This is a genomic window from Mesorhizobium sp. B2-2-4, from assembly GCF_006442375.1.
Classification (GTDB): domain Bacteria; phylum Pseudomonadota; class Alphaproteobacteria; order Rhizobiales; family Rhizobiaceae; genus Mesorhizobium.
This window is the reverse complement of sequence record NZ_VFWB01000013.1, coordinates 36,897-59,625: the sequence shown is the minus strand read 5'-3', so window position 1 is coordinate 59,625 and position 22,729 is coordinate 36,897. Positions and strand designations below refer to the sequence as shown.

At 59.6% G+C, this 22,729-nt stretch carries 20 protein-coding genes; 13 read left to right on the top strand and 7 right to left on the bottom strand.

Annotated elements, in window-relative coordinates; translation table 11 throughout:
• Positions 1-126 precede the first annotated feature (126 nt).
• Positions 127-1,527: a glucuronate isomerase gene (uxaC, locus tag FJ959_RS26940; RefSeq protein WP_140633049.1), complete on the bottom strand. Its 1,401-nt coding sequence runs from the start codon at positions 1,525-1,527 to the stop codon at positions 127-129.
• A gap of 229 nt (positions 1,528-1,756) precedes the next feature.
• On the opposite strand from uxaC, the gene FJ959_RS26935 reads away from it, so the two are divergent.
• The 8 genes from FJ959_RS26935 to FJ959_RS26900 all read left to right on the top strand — a co-directional run bounded on the left by FJ959_RS26935 (position 1,757) and on the right by FJ959_RS26900 (position 10,346).
• The gene (locus FJ959_RS26935) at positions 1,757-2,431 is read left to right on the top strand and encodes a GntR family transcriptional regulator (protein WP_140561383.1); all 675 of its coding nucleotides are present in this window, start codon (positions 1,757-1,759) and stop codon (positions 2,429-2,431) included.
• A 35-nt stretch (positions 2,432-2,466) separates the two neighbouring features.
• Positions 2,467-3,651: a mannonate dehydratase gene (gene uxuA / locus FJ959_RS26930; protein WP_140633046.1), complete on the top strand. Its 1,185-nt coding sequence runs from the start codon at positions 2,467-2,469 to the stop codon at positions 3,649-3,651.
• A gap of 211 nt (positions 3,652-3,862) precedes the next feature.
• A complete protein-coding gene (locus tag FJ959_RS26925; RefSeq protein WP_246679014.1) occupies positions 3,863-4,915 on the top strand; it encodes a LacI family DNA-binding transcriptional regulator in 1,053 nt (350 codons plus the stop codon).
• Between the two features lie 2 nt (positions 4,916-4,917).
• The gene (locus FJ959_RS26920; RefSeq protein WP_140633040.1) at positions 4,918-5,679 is read left to right on the top strand and encodes a glucosamine-6-phosphate deaminase; all 762 of its coding nucleotides are present in this window, start codon (positions 4,918-4,920) and stop codon (positions 5,677-5,679) included.
• Between the two features lie 34 nt (positions 5,680-5,713).
• Positions 5,714-6,901, top strand: a complete 1,188-nt coding sequence (locus tag FJ959_RS26915) for an extracellular solute-binding protein (RefSeq protein WP_140633037.1) — start codon at positions 5,714-5,716, stop codon at positions 6,899-6,901.
• A gap of 455 nt (positions 6,902-7,356) precedes the next feature.
• On the top strand, positions 7,357-8,442 hold the full coding sequence (locus tag FJ959_RS26910) for a type III polyketide synthase (RefSeq protein ID WP_140558011.1): 1,086 nt from the start codon (positions 7,357-7,359) through the stop codon (positions 8,440-8,442).
• Entirely contained in the window at positions 8,443-9,165 is a 723-nt protein-coding gene (locus tag FJ959_RS26905) for a methyltransferase domain-containing protein (RefSeq protein WP_140558010.1), read from the top strand. It abuts the gene before it with no gap.
• Positions 9,162-10,346 carry an FAD-dependent monooxygenase gene (locus tag FJ959_RS26900; protein ID WP_140498459.1) on the top strand — a complete coding sequence of 395 codons (1,185 nt, stop codon included), beginning with the start codon at positions 9,162-9,164 and terminating at the stop codon, positions 10,344-10,346. The genes FJ959_RS26905 and FJ959_RS26900 overlap by 4 nt, the downstream gene beginning before the upstream one ends.
• Positions 10,347-10,480: 134 nt before the next feature.
• Here FJ959_RS26900 and FJ959_RS26895 read toward each other — a convergent pair whose 3' ends face one another.
• The 4 genes from FJ959_RS26895 to FJ959_RS26880 all read right to left on the bottom strand — a co-directional run bounded on the left by FJ959_RS26895 (position 10,481) and on the right by FJ959_RS26880 (position 14,637).
• The gene (locus FJ959_RS26895; RefSeq protein ID WP_140498458.1) at positions 10,481-10,786 is read right to left on the bottom strand and encodes a hypothetical protein; all 306 of its coding nucleotides are present in this window, start codon (positions 10,784-10,786) and stop codon (positions 10,481-10,483) included.
• A 177-nt stretch (positions 10,787-10,963) separates the two neighbouring features.
• Positions 10,964-11,464 (bottom strand): metallophosphoesterase family protein, encoded by a 501-nt coding sequence (locus FJ959_RS26890; RefSeq protein ID WP_140498549.1) that lies wholly within the window; start codon positions 11,462-11,464, stop codon positions 10,964-10,966.
• A gap of 79 nt (positions 11,465-11,543) precedes the next feature.
• Positions 11,544-11,873: a DUF768 domain-containing protein gene (locus FJ959_RS26885; RefSeq protein WP_140498457.1), complete on the bottom strand. Its 330-nt coding sequence runs from the start codon at positions 11,871-11,873 to the stop codon at positions 11,544-11,546.
• 757 nt (positions 11,874-12,630) lie between these two features.
• Positions 12,631-14,637 (bottom strand): DUF4838 domain-containing protein, encoded by a 2,007-nt coding sequence (locus FJ959_RS26880; RefSeq protein ID WP_140498456.1) that lies wholly within the window; start codon positions 14,635-14,637, stop codon positions 12,631-12,633.
• 688 nt (positions 14,638-15,325) lie between these two features.
• Between FJ959_RS26880 and FJ959_RS26875 the strand changes: the two genes are divergently transcribed.
• The 5 genes from FJ959_RS26875 (at position 15,326) to FJ959_RS26855 (ending at position 20,392) form a co-directional block, all read left to right on the top strand.
• On the top strand, positions 15,326-15,520 hold the full coding sequence (locus FJ959_RS26875; protein WP_140498455.1) for a hypothetical protein: 195 nt from the start codon (positions 15,326-15,328) through the stop codon (positions 15,518-15,520).
• A 485-nt stretch (positions 15,521-16,005) separates the two neighbouring features.
• Positions 16,006-16,485 carry a MucR family transcriptional regulator gene (locus FJ959_RS26870; RefSeq protein ID WP_318012505.1) on the top strand — a complete coding sequence of 160 codons (480 nt, stop codon included), beginning with the start codon at positions 16,006-16,008 and terminating at the stop codon, positions 16,483-16,485.
• Positions 16,486-16,692: 207 nt separating this feature from the next.
• The gene (locus FJ959_RS26865) at positions 16,693-18,279 is read left to right on the top strand and encodes a GMC family oxidoreductase (RefSeq protein ID WP_181171992.1); all 1,587 of its coding nucleotides are present in this window, start codon (positions 16,693-16,695) and stop codon (positions 18,277-18,279) included.
• 440 nt (positions 18,280-18,719) lie between these two features.
• Positions 18,720-19,499 (top strand): response regulator transcription factor, encoded by a 780-nt coding sequence (locus FJ959_RS26860; protein WP_140498453.1) that lies wholly within the window; start codon positions 18,720-18,722, stop codon positions 19,497-19,499.
• A gap of 131 nt (positions 19,500-19,630) precedes the next feature.
• Positions 19,631-20,392, top strand: coding sequence for a Crp/Fnr family transcriptional regulator (locus FJ959_RS26855; RefSeq protein WP_140498452.1), 762 nt, complete (start codon positions 19,631-19,633; stop codon positions 20,390-20,392).
• A gap of 128 nt (positions 20,393-20,520) precedes the next feature.
• Here FJ959_RS26855 and FJ959_RS26850 read toward each other — a convergent pair whose 3' ends face one another.
• Both FJ959_RS26850 and FJ959_RS26845 read right to left on the bottom strand, forming a co-directional pair.
• Entirely contained in the window at positions 20,521-21,252 is a 732-nt protein-coding gene (locus tag FJ959_RS26850; RefSeq protein WP_140498451.1) for a cysteine hydrolase, read from the bottom strand.
• A gap of 97 nt (positions 21,253-21,349) precedes the next feature.
• Entirely contained in the window at positions 21,350-22,534 is a 1,185-nt protein-coding gene (locus FJ959_RS26845) for an acyltransferase (RefSeq protein ID WP_140498450.1), read from the bottom strand.
• Between the last annotated feature and the right edge of the window lie 195 nt (positions 22,535-22,729).

Genomic DNA, 22,729 nt, shown 5'->3' with positions numbered 1-22,729 from the left:
CCGAGGACCTGCTTCAGCCGCAGGAAGACGGCGGCCAGTTGGCAGCCAAGCCGATCTTTGCGGTCCGCGCGCCCGATCCCGGCCGGCAGGTCACCCAGGTCCGATTGGAAAGCCGCTGCGCCATGGTCAGAGCCTATAGGCTTTCTTGGCCAGGCGGTAGGCGAGATCGTGCGCCACTTCCTGCGCCTCGTCTTCGTCGAGCCGGTGGTCAGCCACCAATTCCGCGAGAAAATTGCAGTCGACGCGGCGCGCCATGTCGTGCCGCGCGGGGATCGAACAGAAGGCACGGGTGTCGTCGTTGAAGCCCACCGTGTTATAGAAGCCGGCTGTCTCCGTGGTAAGCTTGCGAAACCGGTACATGCCTTCGGGGCTGTCGAAAAACCACCAGGGCGGGCCGAGGCGCAATGCCGGATAATGTCCGGCAAGCGGCGCAAGCTCGCGTCCATAGGCCGTCTCGTCCAGTGTGAACAGGATCAATGTCAAGCGCGTGTCGTTGCCGAACGCGTCGAGGAGCGGCTTGAGGTCGTGGACATAATCGGTGCCGGTGGGAATGTCTGCGCCCTTGTCGAAGCCGAACTCGGCGAAAATCTGCGGGTTGTGGTTGCGGAAAGAGCCGGGATGGATTTGCATGACCAGGCCGTCCTCGGCGCTCATGCGCGCCATTTCGGTCAGCATTTGCGCGCGGAACAGGTCGGCATCCTCGGGCGAAACATCGGCCTTCAGCACCCGGTTGAACAGGGCTGTTGCTTCCGCCTTCGACAGGTCGGTGGTGCGGGCATTCGGATGGCCGTGGTCGGTGGACGTCGCGCCGCGCTGCTTGAAATATGCACGGCGGATTCGGTGCGCCTCAAGATAGCCGGGATAGCTGGCCGGCGTTCCGGCCAACGCCAGGAACCGCTCCACCTCGGCATGGAAACCCTTGCGCGAAGGGTCGACGACGGCGTCTGGCCGGTAGGCTGGCACAACCCGGCCGTCCCATCCGGAAGCCTTGATCGCATCATGCGCGGCAAGCGCATCGGTGGCGGCGTCCGTCGTTGAGATGGCTTCGATGTTGAAACGCTTGTAGAGCGCGCGCGGGCGCATCTCTGGCCGCTCGAGCTGTTCGGCGATGCGGTCATAAAGAAGGTCGGCATTCTTCGCGCCGAGCCGCTCTTCGATTCCGAAGACCGTTGCCAGCGAATGCTCGAACCACAGCCGCGTCGGCGTGCCGCGGAAAAGGGCGTAGTTCTCGGCGAAGCGGCGCCAGATCTTGCGGGGATCGGTTTCGATCGGCCCCCCATCCAGCCGCGGGACGCCGAAATCTTCCATGCGCATTCCCTGGGAATAGAACATGCGCAAAATGTAGTGGTCGGGCTTGACGAACAGCGTGGCCGGATCCGGGAACGGCAGGTCATACGCATACCAATCCGGCTCGGTATGGCCGTGCGGGGAGATGATCGGCAAGGCACGCACGCCTTCATAGAGGCGCCTGGCGATGGAACGGACGGTAGGGTCAGGCGAAAAAAGCCTGTCGGGATGGAGCGGCATTGCAAAATCCTTGCGGTCGAGCCGCGAAAGCGGCGTTCGGAAGGGAGGGGCGATTGAATGCGCGCGATCATAATTTGGGATGAAGCGGCGTTCCGATATTGGCGAACAGTAAGGAATAATATATTAATATGTCAACTGATTGAAGATCGGGGATTGAGAAATGACATCAGCAAAGGCGCATGCGGGCATTGCGGGCTCTGACCGCGACGCCGCCCCCGTTCGAACGAAGATGCGTCGGCCGGGCATCGTGCGTACGACGGCTGCGTCCGCAGTCTACCGCGAACTGCACGAGGCGATCGTATCCATGCAGCTTAAGCCCGGCAACGCCTTGAATGAAAAGGTGCTGACCGAGCGTTTCGGTGTCAGCCGCACGCCGGTGCGCGAGGCGTTGATTCGCCTGGTCGAAGACGGGCTGGTCAATATCTATCCTCAGTCGGGAACCTTCGTCGCGCCGATACCGATCTCGCTCATTCCCGAAGCCGTCGTCATCCGTAAGGCGCTGGAAGGCGCCACGGTCGAAAAGGCCGCGCAATGCGCAAACGGCAACGATGTGGGAAAGCTCGACGACATATTGGCGCGGCAGCGGTTCCTTGCCGAACGACAGGACATGAACGGCTTTCACGAGGCCGACGAGGCCTTTCACGAGGCGATTGCCCGAATAGCCAGCTATTCCGGCATCTGGAACTATCTGAAGCCGGTCAAGGTGCAGATCGACCGGGCGCGACGCATGACGCTGCCCGCGCTCGGCCGCATGGACCATGTGATTGGCGAGCATACGGTCATCCGCAACGCTATAGCGGCGCATGACGTTAAGGCTGCCTGCGAGGCCATGCGAATCCATCTGGGCGCTGTTATTCCCGATGTCGAGCAACTGCGCGACGCCTACCCCGACTGGTTTATTTGAGCCGACCAGCCCTGAAATAGTTGGAGAAATGACGAATGCGCGAGGCATGGAGATGGTTTGGGCCGGATGCGGGGGTTCCGCTCGATGCCGTGCGTCAGGCCGGCGCCACCGATATCGTATCGGCGTTGCACGAAGTCCCGATCGGGCGTGCCTGGACGAAGGCGGAGGTGGCGACGCGCAAGGCGATGATCGAGGGTACGCCGTCCGACCGCTCGCCGCTTGTCTGGTCGGTCGTTGAAAGCATACCGGTCCCTGACGCTGTCAAGCGCCACGGCGGCGAGGCGAAAGCCGAGATCGAGGCCTGGATCGCCAGCATGGAAGCGGTTGCGGCCAACGGCATCCATATCATCTGTTTCAATTTCATGCCCCTGGTGGACTGGACCCGCACCGATCTCGATTACGAACTGCCAAGCGGCGCGACCGCGATGCGTTTCGACCAGGACCGGTTTGCAGCCTTCGACCTCCACATCCTGCAGCGCAGGGGAGCCGAAGCCGATTATTCGAACGAGGACCGCGAGCGGGCGAAAGCTGCCTTCGAGGCGATGAGCGAAGAGGAGGCCGCGACCCTCGTCGCCAACATCGCCAGTGCGCTGCCGGGCTCGACCACGGAGCCGTTGACGGTCCCGCAGTTTCGCGACCGGCTGGAGCGTTATGCGGGCATCGATGCCGCCCGGCTGCGCCACCATCTCACCGAATTCCTGGCGGCGATCGCGCCCGCCGCAGAGAGCAGCGGCGTCCGGCTTGCGCTGCATCCGGACGATCCGCCCCGCTCGCTCTTTGGTCTGCCGCGGGTGGCCTCGACCGCCGCCGACTACAACGCGCTCTTCGAGGCAGTTCCGTCGCCGGCCGTCGGCATGTGCTTTTGCACCGGAAGCCTTGGCGTGCGCGCTGACAACGATCTTCCGGCGATGGCGAAGCACTTCGCGTCGCGCATCCCCTTCGCACATTTGAGGGCGACCAAGCGCGAAGGCGATGGCCGCACCTTCCATGAAGCGGCGCATCTGGACGGCGACGTGGACATGGTTGCGGTACTGCGCGAATTGTTGGCCGAAGACGGCAAACGGGAACCGCACGACACTATCGTCTTCCGCTCCGACCACGGCCACCGCATGCTGGATGATCTCACAAAAACGGTGAATCCCGGCTATCCGGCGATAGGTCGCCTGCGCGGTCTGGCGGAACTGCGCGGCGTGATCCACGCGCTCCAGTCGAAGGGTTGACGGCGCGGCAATGCCTACCGTGATCGGCGCGGCTTCGGTCCGCCTGCGCCGATCCTGACCTATGTCTGACGTCGATCGGCATTAGGTCGGTTTCCGCCTGTAGAGGAGTGCCTCGGGGGACAGCCCGACTATCCGACCTGTTCTAGGCCAATCAATCCTTGACACGACTTCGTGCAAGCGCTTTCATGCAAGCGCTTGCATGGGGACGCGCATGCCTGACCGAAGGCGGAACAATTCATCTTCAACACCGACGCTGAGCGAGGTGGCGGACGCTGCCAACGTCTCTTCGGCTACCGTTTCGCGTGCTTTCAGCCGGCCGGAACTTCTCAGTCGCGAGACGGTCGCGCGGGTTCACTCGGTCGCCGCGCGGCTCGGCTATGTCCCCAATCATGCCGCGCGCGCACTAAGCACCGGCCGGATGGGCAACATCGCGCTAATCGTGCCCGATATCACCAACCCGTTCTTCGCGGCGATGATGCGTGGGGGGCAGGCGACGGCCCGCGAATGTGGCTATGCGACGTTTATCGGCGATTCTGACGAGACGCCGGAAGTGGAAGACATTCTCCTGACCAAGCTGTCAGCGCAGGTAGAAGGTTTCATCATCGCCTCTTCGCGCCTGCACACGAAACAGATCCTTGAACATGCGCGGAGGCGGCCTTGCGTCCTCGTCAACCGCGACATTCCCGGCATGGCACGGCTTCTGGTCGATAGCGGGCCAAGCTATGGGCAGGCGCTGGAGCATCTGGTTTCGCTGGGCCATAGATCGATCGCCTATGTTGCCGGGCCGGCATTCTCCTGGTCGAACAGCCAGCGCTACGGCACCGTGACCAGGAGGGCCGCCGAGCTTGGGGTTGAGATCGTACGGGTTCCGACCTCGCGGCCAAGCTTCGAGGCCGGCCAGGCCTGCGTCGATGAACTCGTCCTGACGGGCGCGACCGCCGTACTCGCATTCGACGATGTCATGGCGCAAGGCATCATGGCCGGGCTTGCCGCGCGCGGCCTGTCGGTGCCGGGCGACTACAGCGTGATCGGCTGCGACGGCATACTGGCGCCGACCCTTTTCCCGCCCCTGACGTCCATCGCAACCCATTGCGCGGAGGCCGGCAGGCAGGCGGTCGAGCTTCTCGTCGCTATGCTGCAAGGCAAGCCGCTCGCGCACAAGCGCATCAATCTCGTCACCGAATTCGTCATCAGGGCGACAACCCAGGCCCCGTGCTCGCAGCGAGAAACGGCGGGGCTCGATCGACTTACAACCACGGAGTGATCATGCGAATTTACGTGAAACCGGACAAAAAGCTGCTGGGCGCCGCTGCCGCTGAACTGGGGGCGCAGTCGATCCGCGCCGCGATCGAGGCGCGCGGGGCGGCCAATATCGTCGTCGCCACCGGCGCCAGCCAGTTCGAGGTGCTTGCCGCGCTGGTGAAGCGGGATGACATCGACTGGTCGCGCGTCACCGGCTTTCACCTCGATGAATATGTCGCCATGCCGGATACGCATCCGGCCAGTTTTCGGCGCTATCTCAAGGAGCGCTTCACCGCGCTGCTGCCGTCGCTCGGGGCCTTTCATTTCATCGACGGGGACGTGCCGGATCCAGGTGCCGAGGTGGCGCGCATCAGCGCGTTGATTGCCCGGCACCCTATCGATGTGACCTTCGCGGGCATTGGCGAGAACGGCCACCTCGCCTTCAACGATCCGCCCGCGGACTTCGAGACGACCGCACCGTTCCACCTGGTAACGCTGGACGACCGCTGCCGCCGCCAGCAGTTCGGCGAAGGCTGGTTTCCGACGCTGGAAGACGTTCCGCACAGGGCGATCTCCATGACCGTCAACCAGATCATGAAAAGCGGTCTGATCGTGCTGGCGGTGCCGGACCGCCGCAAGGCCGAGGCGGTGCGCGATACGGTCGAAGCGCCGATCTCGCCGATGGTGCCGGCCGGTATCTTGCGCAGGCATGCCGACTGCCACCTGTTTCTCGATCCGCAATCGGCTGCTCTGCTTCGCGAAGTGCCGGACACCGTGGGCGAATAACCGTCCACGCAACCTAGAAAGGGAGGAGACACCAATGACAACCCGACGCAATGCCCTTCTAACGATCCTGGGTGCTGGCGTTGCCGCGGCGGCAAGGCCGGTTTTCGTGCTTGCCAAGGAGTTCCCGAAGCCGAAGGAACCGCTGGTCATCAATGTGGTCGACGTTGCCGGCGACCTGCAACTCAGCCAGCGGGCGCTTGAAAAGTTCGCCGAGACCCATCCGGAACTGATCTCGAAGTTCGTTTACACGCAGGCGCCCGCGCCCGAACTTGCCGCCAAGCTCAAGGCCCAGCAGGCGGCAGGCCGGTTGGACATCGATTTCGTGCTCACCGGTAACGACGCCCTTGCCGCGGGCATCGACCAGGGATTGTGGACCCAGATCCTGCCTGACTATGCCGATATGTTTCCCAAGCTCGACGAGCGCTACCTACCGGGCGCCTATGCCATGCAGCAGATGGCGAAGGGCCAAGCCTTCGTCGATAGCTGGTATCCGTCAGGCCCGCTCCTGGAATATGCGCCGGATCGGGTCAAGGACCTTCCTGGGACCGCTGAAGAGTTGCTTGCCTGGTGCAAGGCGCATCCGGGAAAGTTCATGTATGCGCGCCCGGCGAATTCCGGCCCCGGCCGAACCTTCGTCATGGGCCTTCCCTACCTGCTCGGCGACAAGGATCCGCTGGATCCTATCGACGGCTGGGAGAAGACCTGGGCCTATCTCAAGGAACTGAACGACTGCATCGACTATTATCCCTCCGGCACGACCGTCACCATGAAGGAACTGGGTGACGGCACGCGCGACATCATCGCCACGACCACCGGATGGGACATCAATCCGCGCTATCTCGGCATCGTTCCCGAAGACTACAAGATTGCGACCCTGAAGGGCTTCCACTGGGTCAGCGACGCCAACTATGTGGCTATCCCAAAGGGCGTTTCCGACGAAAAGCTCGGCGTTCTCCTGCGACTGATCGCCTTCATCCTTGAGCCCGAGCAGCAGGCATTCATGTACGATCACGGCTACATGTACCCCGGCCCGTCGATCAGGGACGTGCCGATAGAGATGGCGCCGCAGGACAGCCAGGACACGATCAAGCGTTTCGGCCGGCCCGAATATGCCGCGATGATCGCCGACAACCCGATCGAACCGCCGCTCGACGCCAAACCGCTGGTTGCCATGTTCGAGAAGTGGGACAAGGAGATCGGCGGGGCCAAAAACGGCAAATAGGGTATCTCCGCGCACCGCCATTCGACAGCGGTTTGTCCCCGCCGCCATGATGGCTAGGCCGCCTTAAACAATACCCCTGGTGGTCCGGGGAAGCCGCCGGTCCACCCGAGATCGCGGTCGACTGGCCAGGCCTTGGCCGGTCAAGGAATGGATGACTCGTCTGGCTATATGGCGGCCGCGATGCCATCCATCCTGATGCGAATGCGGCATCCGTTGCGGTACGGTGCCACATTCGACGCTCGCCCGCCTGCGCCGCCGACAGCGAGGATGCCTCCAATTGCGCTTGGTGCCGCCATTGGCCGGCACCTTGGAAATCGTCGAGGACGAGGGAAGCTTTCATCTGTCCCGAACGTTTATGAGAGTGTTTACCACCTCTCAGGGGCTGGTCCCGACCCGGTCGGGTTCGTAGTCACCGCCCGCGGTACACCAGCCTAAAGCTGTAGGCCGAGGAAAAGATGCCCGCTCAAGCTTTCATCAACCGGATTGCGGCAGCCGTTCCGGAGAATGGCGTTCACCGCTTCTTTCTTCAATTTGCCGGTTCCCAGCTGACGGCAGATCCCCGTCGCCGGGCGATCTTTGATCGCATGGCGGACAGATGCGGAATAGAGCATCGTTATTCGTGCTTTGCGCCCGCCGATGATCCTGAAGGCCCAAGTGTCGATTTGGAGGGTGTTTTCAAACGCGGCGCGTTTCCAGGCACGGCAAAGCGCATGGAGATGTTCGCGGCCACAGCGCCCGCTCTGGCTGAACAGGCCGTGGAGAAGCTCCTTCATGGTCAGGACAGGACCCGTATCACACATTTGATCGTCACCACCTGCACGGGGTTTTCCGCCCCCGGCCTGGATCTGGAAATAATTGCCCGGTGCAACCTGCCGACCTCCATCGAGCGCACAATCCTCGGCTTCATGGGTTGCTATGCAGCGATCAACGCACTCAAGCAGGCACGACACATCATCCGGTCGGAACCCGAGGCCCGGGTTCTGGTGGTCAGCATCGAACTCTGTACGCTTCACCTCAAGGAGACCTCCGACCTTGAAAAGCTGCTCTCGTTCTGCCTGTGGGGCGATGGCTGCTCGGCTGCGTCGGTAAGCGCCAGTCCTTTTGGCATAGGACTGGATAGTTTTCACGCGCTCGTCGATGGCGGCAGCCGCGACCTCATGACCTGGAACATACACGACGACGGTTTCGACATGGTGTTGTCGGGAGAGGTTCCCGCCGCAATCCACCATGCACTCGGCACAGACATAGGCAGCATTCTGGGAAACAGGAGCGTTTCAGACGTCGACCTTTGGGCCGTCCACCCGGGCGGCCGCTCCGTTCTCGACGCAGTGGAGCGCGCGCTGAATCTCCGTTCCGATGCGTTGTCGACCTCCCGCGAGGTCCTTCGTGAAAACGGAAACATGTCCTCTGCTACCGTCATGTTCGTACTCGAGCGAATGCTGCGCGAGGCCACAAAGGAAGACCGTGTGGGTTGTGCCATGGCATTCGGACCTGGCCTGACGACCGAGACGATGATGTTCCACACAGCCGGCGATACCTGAATGGCCAATGATCTCGACCATCGTCGGATCGAGCGGGAACTGCTCGACAATTTGCCTCCCGACGATCCAAGGGCCGTCGGTTCGCGGCGTGATCTCGCCTGGATAAACGCACTGATGTTTCAGAGCGCGATCATGGCCAGCCTGTTGAAGGCAAGCGTGCGCAAAAGCCCGACCAGATTTTTGGAAATTGGTTCCGGCGATGGAGCATTCATGCTTTCCGTCGCAAAGCGCCTCGCCCGGCGCTGGACAGATGTCGACCTGGTCATGCTTGACCAGTTCAACCTCATTTCAGACAGGCGGTTCGCTGATTTCTACGCACTTGGTTGGCGGGTCGAAACCATCATCGATGATGTCTTCGAATGGATCCAAAACCCCCGAGCCGGCGCCTTCGATGTGGTATCGGCCAACTTGTTTCTGCACCATTTTCCGGACGCAGCCCTGAAACGCCTGTTTTTGGCGATTCGCCCTCTGGCGCCAGTGTTTCTCGCCACCGAGCCGAGCCGAAACGCCATTGCCTTAAGAGCCTGCTCGCTTCTGCATGTCATTGGCGCGAACGAGGTGACTTTGCACGATGCGCCGGCAAGCGTCCGCGCCGGTTTTGCGGGTGATGAGCTTTCCAGCCTATGGCCCCCGGATTTCAGGCGCCAGTGTGCAGAACGCAGAATTGGACCGTTTACCCATGCCTTCCTTGCCGTCGACCGCGCTTCGGAAGGTTTGCCATGATGTACGACGCCATCGTCATAGGCGCCGGGCCAAGTGGTTCTTCGGTGGCCTTGGCTTTGAGCGGCCAGGGGCGCGCCGTTGCCATCGTCGAGCGAAGTGAATTCCCGCGCCGCAAAGTTTGCGGGGAATTCATGTCTGCGGTCAATCTGGATCTATTGGATAGATTGGGAGGAGGCGCCGCGGTTCGCGCCAAAGCCGGTCCGGAGGTCAAGCGGGTTGCACTTTTTGCATCGGGTCCCGGCACGGATGCGGGCATGCCGCGGGCCGCGGGAGATGCATTTGGACGCGCGCTCGGGCGCGACGTTCTGGATGGCATGCTTTTGGATGCGGCTCGCGATGCCGGAGCCGACGTGTTCCAGCCTTGGCGGGCGGCGGAGATCACCACCGATGGTGACAACGCTATGGTTCGGATCGAAAGCAAGCACGATCAGGGAGTTCTCGTTGCGCCGGTCGTTATTGCCGCGCATGGCTCGTGGGAACAAGGAAGGCTTCCGACGAACCTGCCGAAAACCAACGCGCCGCACGATCTTTTCGGATTCAAGGCTCATTTCACCGGCGCTGAGCTCGACCGCGACCTCATGCCCCTGCTGGCATTTCCGGGCGGCTATGGCGGCATGGTCTGGGCCGACCGGAACAGGATGTCGCTGTCGTGCTGCATGCGCCGCGACGTCTTGATCAGGCTACGCGAAAAAGGCAACGTCTCGTCGGCAGCCCAAGCTGTTCATGCCCATATCCTTGCTTCGTGTCCCCGTGTCGCCTCCACGATCGCGAATGCCACGCTCGATGGCGAATGGCTCGCCACAGGTCCCATACGGCCTGGCATTCGTCCACGTTTTGCCGACGACATATTTCGGGTGGGCAACCTCGCCGGTGAGTCCCATCCCATCATCGCTGAAGGCATATCGATGGCCCTGCAGTCAGGCTGGTTGCTAGCCAACGAACTGGCCAGGTTCGGCCGTTGGGACCGGGCGGCGAGGATTGCTGTTGGCCGCCGCTATTCGAAGGTCTGGAACAGCCAATTTGCCACCCGCATTCGCGTGGCTGCCTTGTTGGCACGCCTTGCCTCCCATCCCATGTCCGCTGCCGCGATGAACACGTTCGTGAGCGGCTTCCCGAACAGCCTGACGCTGGGAGCCAGATTGACCGGCAAAACGAAACCGCTGCCGATCGGGTGCGACTGAGAGGCTCAAGACTTTGTGCTCCAAGACGCTATAGCGGTCATGCACTCCGTCTTTCGATAGCCCCAGCCTTGCGATTCGACACGATGTCTCAGGCCCGGTCATCGCCGGGCCTGAGCTGAATTCTGCTGGCGGAACTATTTGTTGCAATTTTGGGACGGCGAGGTGGCAGTGCCGCTGGCGGTATTGGTGTCGACGTCATTGCCCGCAGTGTCCTTGCAACGGTCATTCATGCCGTTTGGTGTTGTCGTGGTCGAGTTCGTCGCATTCGGATCAGTTGTGACGGTCCCCGTGGTGCTGCCGGAGCCGTTGACGCTCGTGCCGCTGTTGTTCATGCCGCCGCCTGCGGTACCGCCGGCATTGCCCGAGCCGCTCGTTTGGGCCAGGGCGGATGTGGCGAGCGCTAAGGACAGGGCGGATGCGACCAAGATCGTTTTCATCATAAGTGCCTCCATTGGTTAAATCGCTTGTTGCGATCACTTTCCCAACGGAGCGCCGTCCTTGTTGTTCCTGTAACGGAAAATCGTGATCGATCTTCATTCTTGTCCGGCTTTGATGCTGAGCGAAGCACATCCAGAACTGTATAAAGGACGACTGCGGTCAGTGGCGACGGGCCACGCTCAGCCTGATCGACGGTTGTGCTTGCTGAGCAGGATCGGCAGGGAAACCGGCCGGAAATTCCACACGTCAACGCCGACATCACGCTGGCGAGTAAGCGGCTTCAGCTTGCCATGCGAATGGCCGTGCAAATTCACCGATCCCTTGCCCATCTGATTCCAGGTCCGAAACGGATAATGGCACAGGACGAGGAGGGTACCGTCCACCACCAGTTCCGCATAGTGCTGGATGCTGGCCCAGCCAGATGCGAGCGTTGCATCGCTTCCGTCATTGTTGCCGATGATCAGGTGCTTGCGCCCATTGAGCTGCGACAGGATGTTTTCGATGCCGGCCTTCGGGCGGGCAAAATCACCCAGATGCCAGATCTCGTCGTCCGAGCCGACGGTCTCGTTCCAGAGGCTCATCAGCGCCGCGTCATGCGTTGCCAGCGAGCCGAACGGCCGCCGATCAATTCGCAGGATGCGTGGATCGTTGAAATGAGTATCGCTCGTGAAGAAGATCATCCTGCGCGCGACTTCCCTCGCTGATCGACCCAGCCCGATACGCCGGACTAACGATCCGGTATTCGGCTGTACGCGCTCGTCAGCTTCCTTCCTTACGGCCGTCACCGGCGGCAGACGCTGAGTGTTCAGGCTCCGCAGCCTCAAGACCTTCGATAATCGGCGTAAGCGAGCCATCTTCCTCCGGAACTGGTTGCCGGCCGTTGGCTGCGTTCGCCTTGTCGAGGGCCTGCTGGATGGCGTCCTCTATGTTGCCGATATCTTCTTCGCGAACCTCGCGCCCGTATCCTGCGGCGTCCGCATCCTGCTCGAATTGCTGGGCCAACACCGCGACGCTGACTTGCGTGTCGGTCGCCAGGTTTCCGACATTCTCCTGCAGCCAGGTTCGAAAGAACTCGATCGTCGCGCTCATATTGCCTCCTGAACCGGACAACTGCTGCTGAGAGCGGTTGTTCCATGTTCCTGGCTACACTTTGCGGACTCTTGTGACGTTGACCTTGGGTACCGGGGATCCGATGAACGCGCCGGTTGAGCATGGCCATTGCCGCTGCCATCGGTGCCGCGGCCCTTGCCGTCGGCAACACACGGTATCCGAACGGAGTAGCCCCAAACTGTCAGCTTACAATTTGCAGTCATAGGTTACAGACTTCCCGTGTTCTATAAAGGGAGGTGGGAAGTACCTGGGCCTAACAATACTCTAGGGCGCGGTTGAAGGTTCGCCTTCGAATCGCGAAATGCCCAGGTGGTTCACAGCTCCCAAAACAATGGGAGGTGTCAGCCAAACAGGATGAAAATCGGGTTTCGGACCCTAGTCCCCTCGGTCCGATCCACCGGTTCAAGGGCAACGTAACACAGCTCAAAGCCGACAGGAAAAATGCAGTCCGGCAAGTCTCGGCCTCACATCGGGAAACCAGAGCCAGGCACCGACTTCCGCGCAGCACGACGTGTCCTCTCCGGCGATTGAGGAAAAATTGCGAGGTGATTGTCGTGTCTGTCGCCTGTCTTGACGCAGTCCCCCCGTTCATGGACAGAAGCGCTCCCGCAACTGCATCGAGCACAGTCGGCAGTGCCTGGCACAACGCCGACCACCTCTCCCTAGCTGGCCAGGGCGCGATATCGCGCGGCTTGGCCAGCTAGCTTCCCGCAAATCTTCTTTCAAAATAGATGGATCATTCCGGATCAAGGTCCGGAGATTGAATCGCAAAGCCCGGCAGGATCCAACTCTGGCTCTCCACCCACGCGCAGTGATTCATGTTGGATATCCACATATGCTCATATGATCGCCGAAATTGCAGCAACGCTTCCAGTTCCGGCTTTCCGCGCTCATAGGCGGATTGCGGATCGCCGAGCGTGAGCTTGCTGGCCGCTCGCGAGCACAGCTTCGCATGCTGCAATCCCAGCTCAAGAAACTTCACCCGCATCGAGGCTTCCGGATCTTGGATTGCGGAGGCTGCCGCCCTGTCAAGCAAGGCTTCCGCCGGCGCGAAACTCTCCTCTGGATAGACAGCGTGCGCCGCCTTCGCCCAGCTTCGCCAACGAGATGCTCCAAGAGCCTCGAACCCCTCCCGCAGCTGGGCGCGAGCGTTCGAAGTATACGCCTGCCAATAATCAAAATAGCTTTTGACGTCGTCGGCCGCAGGTCCGAAGGCTGAATAATATTCCGACAACAATGACTCCACGGCAGTCTCAGGATGTGTCTGCAGGCGCATCAACAAATAGAGATTTGGACCTTGCGTCGCCCAATGGCCTGTCAGCGAGTCAAAATCGGTTCCGACCATCCCGTTTCGCGCCGCGTTCTGAAACTCGTCGGCGAACTGGCCGGCGAATATGTGCGGCATGCAGTAGCCATCCAGGAAATAGTTGGTGCGCATGAACACCTGGGCAGTCGTTGCCGCCCATCCGCGCCACTGGTCTTTTATCCAGTCCTGCTCTTCGCCGCTGCGTGGATAGTACCAGGCCGATGGGCAAAACCCGATCAGGATATTCGGGTTCAACTTGATTCCCGATGTCGGTGCCGCGAAGTAATTCATATAGGCGTATCCCACCACGACCGCGTTAGGGTCGTCTTTCGCGGCTATCCGCTGAATGGCTTGCCATGAACGCGCATAGCGGTCCGATACGAAAGGCTTGCTGGCGATCTTCGACTTCGACGGAATGAACTTTCGATAGTCAGGCGGCTCTGGGCCATCCAGCGCTTTGCATATTTCGCACTCGCACTGCCCCGGGATGTCGTTCTCGACCGCATTGACGAAAGTTGGCTGTCCCGCAGAGGCGCTCCGATGCTCACGCCATTGCGAGACGATCTCTTCTCGCAAGCCCGGATTGGAAATGCACATCGAGAAGCGAGCGCCCAGCCTCACCGGGCCCCGTTTGCCTCTGACCAATTGAAACCATTCGGGATGCTCGGTGCCATACCGCTGCCACCAGTCGACGAAAGCGTGACCGTAGTTCGTGGGTACTCTGCGGCCCATTCGGTGGCGACGCAGGAACGTGGCCTGGGCTTTCATATATTCTTTCGCCGCTGCTGCGGTGAAACCCATTTCGGGATGTTCTTCGCTCGTGAAGCCAGCCCCAGCGCGCACGCGACGCTGCATGAACCGGGGCGTAACGACGTAATCAAGCGCGGGGATCACCAAGGACTGTGCCTTTGGGACAAACGTTCCCAGTTCACCTGGCCATAGCCATCGGACACCGAAATAGCGATCAAGGAGCTCGTACACGCCGAAGAGGGTGCCCGCGGACGTGTTTTGGTCGAGTGCACTGCCGGGATGATCGAGGCCGGCGATGCACAGATGGTTGCCGACGGTTCGGATGATACAGGTTTCACGCGCCAATGCGCCGAATGTGATTCCGGCTGCCCGGGCGAACCGGGTGTCGCCCAGAAAAATATGGGCGGCGTTACGCAAGCCAGCCGGCGAGACATGGTTTTCAGTTGTGATGGTAGGTTGGATGCCGGTCGCTTTTTCTATGTGCCAGCCGAGTTCCGTGGCGGCGTAGTGAACAGAGCCACTCGGCTGATCCGAAATAACGAGCGTTGCCGCAGGTCTGCCGCCGGCGATAAGCGTTACGCCAGCTGAAGATTGAGTGGCCGCATTGCCAGGGTTGGTAAAGCCAAGCCAGTGTAACAGGCCCAGAACCGTTCCCTGTGCAAACGTCCTTCGCGATAACGGCCCCATGCCAAAGACCTCACTTATGCGCGCGCATCCAAGAATGTAGACCCTTTTTACGAGGACGGGCGTTCACAACAATTTGTATCAAGTAAGCTTTGCATGCTTCAGCCGTCACGTTTCCCTTGCCCGCATGCCGATCCATTGCTCGCCAGTCTGCAGTTCGGGGCCAAGGCGAAGATCAGTGTGTAAGGGTTCTCTTTGTATAGTAGGTACGTGCACACAGAGTCCTATCTCATTTAAAGGGTTCAAAGAATTAATCGAGATATCCGCGATTTTTCTCGAAAAAACTATCCATCTCCACGGGACAAGCAATGCCCTCTTTTGGAGGCTTATCATGATCGAACACATTCTTTTGACAGTCTCACTGAGTGCTTCAGTGGCTTCTTCATCTCGTCGTTTTGCCGATTCCGGACAAAGACCGGGTCGTCCGAGGCCGGCCCGATCGGATGGCACCTGCGGATCTGGTGAAAAACCGCTGGCAAGTCTGGTGGGTGCGGAGAGGACGGCAAAGGCGGCCAAATAGCTCCAGCCTGGGGATATCGCCCAATTCAATACTCCGCTAGCGTAGCCAGCGGAGGCAGTTTTCACCGCTGTGCGACCCATTTGCGCAAACCAATGGTGAAGTCCTCACGATCTGGGAACTCTCATCCGCCATGTTCGTTACTGCTCCACATTATGGAGAGATGGGGGTCGGATGGATTTTTCGAGACGCAGGGACTGGGAAGCTCTAGCCAGCGCCCTCGACATCAACATCTATCAGCGTTCAAAGACAGTGTGGATTGCGGCTGGAAAGTACCGCGGCAAAGACATTGAAGTGAAAGGCCGCTCGCCAAGCATCGCACTCGCATTGTGGAAGGAAGCTGCGGGCTATACCGGCTCGGAGTGGTAGAAAGAGCGGTTCGTCAAGCCGCGCCGCTCAGGTCCAAGCGCACATGCGCAGTGCAAGGCGCAAGCATTGTTCAAGGCTTACGGGCTTGGAGATGTCTTGCGCTGTCCGCGTGGACAATCGTGACTTTAAGCGCGCCATGAAGCTCCAGACACGACAGCCTTGAACAAGTCGAGCCGTCGCGAACAAGTCGAGCCGTCGCAGCGAGGCGGCGCTGGATATCGATTTGACGGTCGATACCGGTACGCGACATGTGCGCGCCGGCATCGGATCAGTGCGGTCTTGCCGGCTTAGCTGTGCCGCCGGTGTTGCCGGTTTCGCCGCTGCCATCACGGGATCGGGATTGCCAAGCGGTACCACTTTTGGATGGATCGGCTGCCGCCAAGGGACAATTGACACAAACGGCACCTGGGGATGGCATTGGGCCATGCAAGGAGCGGGGCATCAGGAGCATTCTCCTGTGACGGTGGGCAATCCTTCAATGAGCGATGCAGAACGTGCTCCGCGCCTCGGCCACGGAAGATAGCCTTCTTCAGGCAATGAGCGGACTCATGGACTCTGACCCCGCCGACCACATTGAGCTAACCGCTGATATTGTTTCGGCCTATGTCAGGAAAAACCGGACGTCGCCTTCCGATCTGGTTGACCTGATCCAGAATGTCGGCCGTGCCTTGCAAAAGCTTGCCGTGGGCGATCACCAGCCCGAACCGAAACCTGTTCCAGCCGTGCCGATCCGCAAGTCGGTGACCCCTGACTTCATCGTCAACCTGGAGGACGGGCGCCGCATGAAATCCTTGAAGCGGTATCTGACATCCATCGGCATGACGCCAGCGCAATATCGCCAGAAATGGGGCTTGCCGCCGGATTATCCGATTGTGGCGCCAAATTTAACTGCGTTGCGCTCGGAGGCAGCCAAGAGGATCAGGCTTGGACAACGGAATGCCAGTGGCCGAACTTCCAGAGGCTAACCGAATGGAGCACAGGGCGAGGCTCCGGCAGTCCTCGCGCCGTTGCTCGTATCGTGACATTTGTTTTCTTCGGATCACAAATTTGACGTGCCCGCCCGATGCCAGCGGGACCAACAGTCAAATGGGGCTGGGGGCAAGGCGCAAATGGCCACGCTCTCACAGGCGTGCAATTGCTGGTCCCGATCGACACCATGCCCGATCGACGCCATGATTGAAGATTGCAACGCGTTTCCGCAAGGCATGCGCCTGGAGGCGGATGTGTGCATCGTGGGAGCGGGTGCCGCCGGCCTGGCGATAGCATCACAACTAGAAGGCACGCGGCATCGCATATGCGTCATCGAAAGCGGTGGCATGACGTACGAGCACTGGCGCCAACGGCTGTCGCGCGGGCTGTCCGTGGGTCAACCTTACGAAGCTCTTGATCTTTGCCGCCTTCGTCAGTTCGGCGGGAGCACAGGCAAGGCTGGTTGGGGCGGATGGTGCAAGATGTTGGATCATGGCGATTTCGAGCATCGGCCCTGGATACCCCTGAGTGGTTGGCCCGTCGCCCATAAATCATTACTACCCCATTATGAGACCGCAGCCCGCCTGCTCGGAATCGACGACCTGCTGACCGATTGGCCGACTTCCGCGGTCATGCCTGAAAACGGGCCGCTCTTTTCGGAACGCTGCTTTCTCAGTCCCACTCCGGATCTCGGAGCAACGCTTCGCAAGAAGCTTCAGGACGCAAAAAACGTCCAGGTCGTGCTGCACGCCACGGCGCTGCGGCTCGACACCGACGACTGCGGAAGACGGGTTCGCTCCATCGAGGTAGCGAGAACGCCGAACAAACGATTCCAGATTGCTGCGCGATTTTTCGTGCTGGCCTGCGGCGGTATCGAAAACGCGCGCCTGCTCCTTGTTTCAAACCAACAGGCGCCGAATGGCATAGGAAACCAGTATGACCTGGTTGGCCGCTATTTCATGGAGCATCCCCGGGTAAAATGGGGAAGCTTGCAAGTCAGCCAGCCCGACAACATGATAGACCTCCACGTGCCTTGGACCCGCACGACCGGATTGTCGCCTGAAAACCGCGGCACCAATGATGCATTCGGACTGGCGCTGCGGCCCGAAATACGTGCAAGCGAGCGCCTCCTCGATTCCCGCACATGGATCAAGCCTGGGCCTTGCGTCAATCATATGGATGGTTCCGAAGCTTTGCAGTATCTTACCTTCTGGCTGCGGAGAGGCCGGCTGCATCGCGACCTTATCAAATGCGGCCGAACTATCCTGATGCATCCGGCGGGAGCAATATCGGCAGGTTTCGAACGGATCTGGCACTCACGTCGGCGTGCAAGGCATTTTCATTTTGACACGATACTGGAACAAGAACCGGATCCGGCAAGCCGCGTCACGCTCGATACAAGGCTCGACGAGTTCAGTCTGCCCCGTGTGAAGCTGCAATGGAACGTGGGGCCTCTCGTCCGACGGACGCTTGAGCGTGTCCAGGCGATCATCACTGAAGAGATGAAGCGGCTGGGGCATAGAAGCGCCATTCATCCAGGCCAGGACAAAGACCCGGCGGGGGAGCGAGACATTCCATATCACTGGGTTCGACACCACATGGGCACGACGAGGATGAGCGACGACCCGCGAACCGGCGTGGTCGATAGTTCGTGCCAGGTGCACGGCCTCGCAAATCTGTTCGTCGCCGGCAGCTCGGTCTTCCCGACCGGAGGCAACGACATGCCCACCCTCACCATTGTCGCGCTCGCTATCAGACTGGGCCAGCACTTGCGGCAAAGCCTCGAATAAGCTCGCCTCCACCTTCGCCAAAGCGGTCAATCGACGAGGAAAGGGAGCAGGCTGCGACGTCTCATGCCGCAGGTCCGCCATATGGAATATGCCGGCTCCTGAATGTAATTTTACGCTTTGCCGAGAAAGTGTGCGCGTTTTGAGCGAAGGTCTGACCAACGGCTCACATAGCCACCCCTGTTCAGCTCTTTGTCGTAACGATTCTGGATGACCGTTACTTCCGTAGCTACCCCCTATTGGTAAGCGCATGGACTTCGAAGCCAACTATAATACTGCAATCACGACTTTTTCACTTTGATTGCTTGAGGAAACCGAAATTTTGGCCGCGCTGTGCGTTTTGTCACACCACCACCTCCGGTCCACAAGCTATTACTAAAGTGTTAAGGTATGGGTTTAAAAGCGAAATCTCCGTTGGGGCGAGATTTGCGCGGGGGTGAGTCATGACAAGTTTTTTGCCTGCGAATGATCGGACGGACAAAACTGATCTTGATCAATATCCATCTATTCTCGACGTCAATCGTCTCTCACCGTCCTCGGGAGAGGGAATCGAGATTGCAATCATCGATGGCCGGCCTTTGATGTGTGACTGCTTCAGCAGAAGCCTCGAAATCATCGAGCCATCATTTCATATCCAGCATTACGCGTCGGTCGAAGCGTTCGACATGGCGGATCCCGAAGAAACGCAGAGAGTTTCGACGGTCCTGATGTGTGTGATGTGGTCGAACTCCCAGGCGGACTATCATCTTTCCCAGATAGGCCATCTGAAAGCGACCAGGCCCGAGGTAGGGGTGGTCATCCTATCGGATATCGAGAACTTTGAGGACATTCTCAAAGTGGTCGAAAACGGCGCGCGTGGCTATATTCCTACCAGCGTCAGGTTGCAGGTGGCCGCCAAGGCCATCCAGCTTGTCGCGGCGGGCGGAACTTTCGTCCCGCCCAGTGTTCTCTTTCATTCAGGACGCGCCGTCACCGACGGTCAGTCCGCGACCAAGCAGCAGCCGCACGGAGACAACACTTTTACCTCGCGTCAGATGTCTGTCATCGAGGCATTGCGTCGAGGAAAGGCGAACAAGGTCATCGCGTACGAGCTCAACATGTGTGAAAGTACGGTCAAGGTACACATTCGGAATGTCATGAAAAAACTTCGTGCGAGAAACCGTACCGAAGTCGCCTACATACTCAACACAACGCCGTATGAAGGGATTGCCATACGGAATTGAAATATGGGTGCCGCCTCACTCAACGAGTAATGGTTCTTGACGGACCGTTTTAGTAGATGTGATTTGCTTGAGTTTGGGGAGCAGCCGCAACGGAAGCGGCTGCGAACCTTTGCAAGGGGGCGCTACCCAGGATGAAACAACCGCCCGTTCGATATCCAGGCCCGCAGACTGACGGGGAGATCACCTCCGTAGCTGATGCCAACCATATGCACGGGCCGGATTTGAAAAATATCGAGCATTTCAGCAATGTTAAGTCGTCCACGCTGATCGAGATAGACCGCCGCTGTCGTTGGTTGCATCTCAATGAAGGGGACGTCCTGGTCCCGGCCGGCGAAAGTGTCGACCGGCTTTTTTTTCTGCTCGAGGGCGAGCTTCGAGCGCTCGTTTATACCCGCAATGGCAAGATTGTGTCGCTCCCCCCTGCGCATCGTGGCTCGCTTGTTAACGGAATTGCCTTGAGCGGCGACATCCAGATGCCATATTCGGTCGAAGCGGCGGGACCATGCACTATCGCTTCGATCGGCAGTCGTGCCTTTCTGGACATAGTCAAGCAGGATCCTGAAGCCCTGCATGCGGTTGTACAATTGTTGGTGGAACGTCAGCAGGTGCTTGTCGAGCACATCGTTGAGCTTTCGACGCTCAACGTTCGGTCCCGGGTGCATAAGGAGTTGCTGCGCTTATGCGCTGAAGACATCGGAGCCGACGGTTCGGCGAGGATTTCTCCTATCCCGACCCATACGGATCTGGCCCACCGCATTGGCACCCACCGCGAGGCGGTGGCACGCGAGTTGAGCTACCTGCAAAACATCGGACTCGTGCTGCGCCACGCCAAAGAGCTTTACGTGCCTGATGTATCCCGTATCGCCGATCTTGTGGCAAAGTCGGACGACTAAATCGTAGGCGATGCGTCGGGGCACCTTTCGAGAGTGGTCGGGACGTCGGTTGTGTTTGGGCTTGATCTACGCTGGCCCTGAGCGGCAGCCGCGGTGCTCCAAGGCGACTGATAGGCAGCTTCGCCTGCTCATTCGGCTAGTTCAAGACGACCGTGAACTCGCTCTGCGACCGACTTCAGGAATTGGTCGGACGTCGATGTCCATCCAAAGAGTATCTGAACGAGCGTGATCGAGGCATCATGATTGCTCCTTGGGGCGTCCCAAGCGATGGGCTCGCTGGTGCAATCCGTCAGCAGTATGCAGCGATAGTCCCTGAAGAAGGCATCCCGAATTGTCGATTCCACACACACGCTGGTCGTGCATCCTGTCACGATGAGGTGTTTGACGCCTGCGGATTTCAGAACAGAATCGAGTTCGGTTTCGTAGAAACCGCTGAATCGCGTTTTATAGAGGACGACATCCCCTGCCTGTGGCTTGAGGCCGTTGACGACCTCTGTTCCCCAGGTGTCGCGGATCAGAATCCGGCTCTCGCTGCCATCCGGGGCTGTCATGTTCGCGCCCACCCCGAAGATCTGGAGATGTCGAATACGGTTGGGGGCGTCCGACGTTCCAAGGTCCGAGAGGTCGCGATGATATCCCATCTTCAGGTAGACGATGGGCATGCTCAATTCGCGAGCGGCAGCTATTACGCTGGCAGTAGGGCCTACAGCCCGTTGAATCCCGGAGATATCGATTCCGGCTCTGTCGAACATTCCACCGTTGGAGCCGAAGTCATTCTGCATGTCCACGACGAGTACGGCAGCGTCAGCGGGATCAATTGAAATAGGTTGAGGCTTGGCGTCGATGACAAATGGATGCATTTCGTCCTCATCCCTGCTTGCAGCCTAACAACAGTGGTTACGACCAGTCTGCTATCTATCCGCCTCAAAAGCCGCAGGCCGCCGCGCAACGGCGATCCTACCCCCTTAGCCATGCCGCACGTTTGGCATTTGACGCCAGCCAAAGCCGCATCGCGCTTGGCTGCGAGGCCGAGCGATAGATCTTCTGATGATAGACAAACTCATAGGGCCACAGCTCAAGCGTTCGGTTCGCGAAATGCGTCAGCACCCAGGTGATCGCCGCCGCCGCCAAAATGAAGGCGCTCATCGATAGGACAACATTGCCGGAAAAAAGATGGGCGCGGGAAAACAGCGAGCGTGTCAGAAGATACGTGTAGGGATGCACCAGATACAGGCTGTAGCTCACCGTTCCGAAGTATCGAAGCAGCCGATTGCCAAGGAGTAGTGCCGTCAAGCTGTTCCGCGACACTGCAAGGCAGAAGTAGAGCCCCGTCGCGACCATGAGCAAGGGAAGCTCGGCATTTTGGAAATCGGACCAGTGATAGTCGTAATGGCCGCGGCTGGCGAGAAAGACGCAAGCTGCCAGCGCCCCGCTCTCGGCAAGCCGATGGCGGCCCCGGTTTACCCATTCAAATCGATCGTAGGCAAGGCGGATCAGCCCGCCGGCAAGAAAATACAAGGCGATCGGGTACCGGGCGATAAAGAGCGCCGCGAGAAGACCGAGCGCAATTGTGCCGAGTCTGGTTGGGCGACGAACCGTCAGGAAAACGAACGCTGCCGTAAACACATAGAACCAGACCTCGAAGGTCAGGCTCCACGCGTTCGGCGTCAATTGCTCGGTATGGGTTGCAAGGTTCAGGAATGTCAGTCCTGCCAGAACCGCTGTGAGATTGTTGGTTTCGGGATAAAAGTTGGTGGTTGCGTTCAGCAAGATGAAAAGCAGGCTTAGCGCGAAAAACAGAGGGTAGAGGCGCAGGAACCGTCGGGCAGCAAACTGAGCGGGACTATAGCGTATCGCACTGGGCAGGATGACGAAGCCACTGATTACGAAGAAAAGGCAGACTCCGAAGGTGCCGAAATTCCAGAAGGGCGTAATGCGGTCGACATAGGCCGAATTGGAGGCGTAGACGTGCTCCGCCGTGCCGCCCAGGAGGTGAGCGAAGAAGACCATAAGAGAAGCAATGCCGCGCAACCCATGCGCGGCTACATTGAACGAATTGTCGCCAGCCGGCTTCGCTGACGCTTCGACGGGAAAATGCTGCGGACCCGATGAGTTCTGAGGATGGAGATGTGCAACGGTCATCTGAGCCTTCAAGTTGGATCCCGCAGACCATTTCACCGTACACCATCCCAGGTCTCGCAATGCTCGGGAATTCGAAGGACACCCCCGCCCAAAAGTAGTGGGCTGCCGCAGAAAAACTCCACCGGATGACTAACAGCCGCATTGCGGGACTGATTTAACCCAGGCCCGATGCTGATTGCGGGCGATCGCTGGACC

What these genes read in the sequence shown, in the direction of transcription:
- FJ959_RS26935 (WP_140561383.1), top strand. Translation starts at nt 1,757, where the DNA reads ATGCGTCGGCCGGGCATCGTGCGTACGACGGCTGCGTCCGCAGTCTAC.
- FJ959_RS26845 (WP_140498450.1), bottom strand. Translation starts at nt 22,534, where the DNA reads ATGACCGTTGCACATCTCCATCCTCAGAACTCATCGGGTCCGCAGCAT.
- FJ959_RS26855 (WP_140498452.1), top strand. Translation starts at nt 19,631, where the DNA reads ATGAAACAACCGCCCGTTCGATATCCAGGCCCGCAGACTGACGGGGAG.
- FJ959_RS26875 (WP_140498455.1), top strand. Translation starts at nt 15,326, where the DNA reads ATGGATTTTTCGAGACGCAGGGACTGGGAAGCTCTAGCCAGCGCCCTC.
- FJ959_RS26915 (WP_140633037.1), top strand. Translation starts at nt 5,714, where the DNA reads ATGACAACCCGACGCAATGCCCTTCTAACGATCCTGGGTGCTGGCGTT.
- FJ959_RS26900 (WP_140498459.1), top strand. Translation starts at nt 9,162, where the DNA reads ATGATGTACGACGCCATCGTCATAGGCGCCGGGCCAAGTGGTTCTTCG.
- FJ959_RS26925 (WP_246679014.1), top strand. Translation starts at nt 3,863, where the DNA reads ATGCCTGACCGAAGGCGGAACAATTCATCTTCAACACCGACGCTGAGC.
- FJ959_RS26885 (WP_140498457.1), bottom strand. Translation starts at nt 11,873, where the DNA reads ATGAGCGCGACGATCGAGTTCTTTCGAACCTGGCTGCAGGAGAATGTC.
- FJ959_RS26895 (WP_140498458.1), bottom strand. Translation starts at nt 10,786, where the DNA reads ATGATGAAAACGATCTTGGTCGCATCCGCCCTGTCCTTAGCGCTCGCC.
- FJ959_RS26905 (WP_140558010.1), top strand. Translation starts at nt 8,443, where the DNA reads ATGGCCAATGATCTCGACCATCGTCGGATCGAGCGGGAACTGCTCGAC.
- FJ959_RS26880 (WP_140498456.1), bottom strand. Translation starts at nt 14,637, where the DNA reads ATGGGGCCGTTATCGCGAAGGACGTTTGCACAGGGAACGGTTCTGGGC.
- FJ959_RS26865 (WP_181171992.1), top strand. Translation starts at nt 16,693, where the DNA reads ATGATTGAAGATTGCAACGCGTTTCCGCAAGGCATGCGCCTGGAGGCG.
- uxuA (WP_140633046.1), top strand. Translation starts at nt 2,467, where the DNA reads ATGCGCGAGGCATGGAGATGGTTTGGGCCGGATGCGGGGGTTCCGCTC.
- FJ959_RS26870 (WP_318012505.1), top strand. Translation starts at nt 16,006, where the DNA reads ATGCAGAACGTGCTCCGCGCCTCGGCCACGGAAGATAGCCTTCTTCAG.
- FJ959_RS26910 (WP_140558011.1), top strand. Translation starts at nt 7,357, where the DNA reads ATGCCCGCTCAAGCTTTCATCAACCGGATTGCGGCAGCCGTTCCGGAG.
- FJ959_RS26920 (WP_140633040.1), top strand. Translation starts at nt 4,918, where the DNA reads ATGCGAATTTACGTGAAACCGGACAAAAAGCTGCTGGGCGCCGCTGCC.
- uxaC (WP_140633049.1), bottom strand. Translation starts at nt 1,527, where the DNA reads ATGCCGCTCCATCCCGACAGGCTTTTTTCGCCTGACCCTACCGTCCGT.
- FJ959_RS26860 (WP_140498453.1), top strand. Translation starts at nt 18,720, where the DNA reads ATGACAAGTTTTTTGCCTGCGAATGATCGGACGGACAAAACTGATCTT.
- FJ959_RS26850 (WP_140498451.1), bottom strand. Translation starts at nt 21,252, where the DNA reads ATGCATCCATTTGTCATCGACGCCAAGCCTCAACCTATTTCAATTGAT.
- FJ959_RS26890 (WP_140498549.1), bottom strand. Translation starts at nt 11,464, where the DNA reads ATGATCTTCTTCACGAGCGATACTCATTTCAACGATCCACGCATCCTG.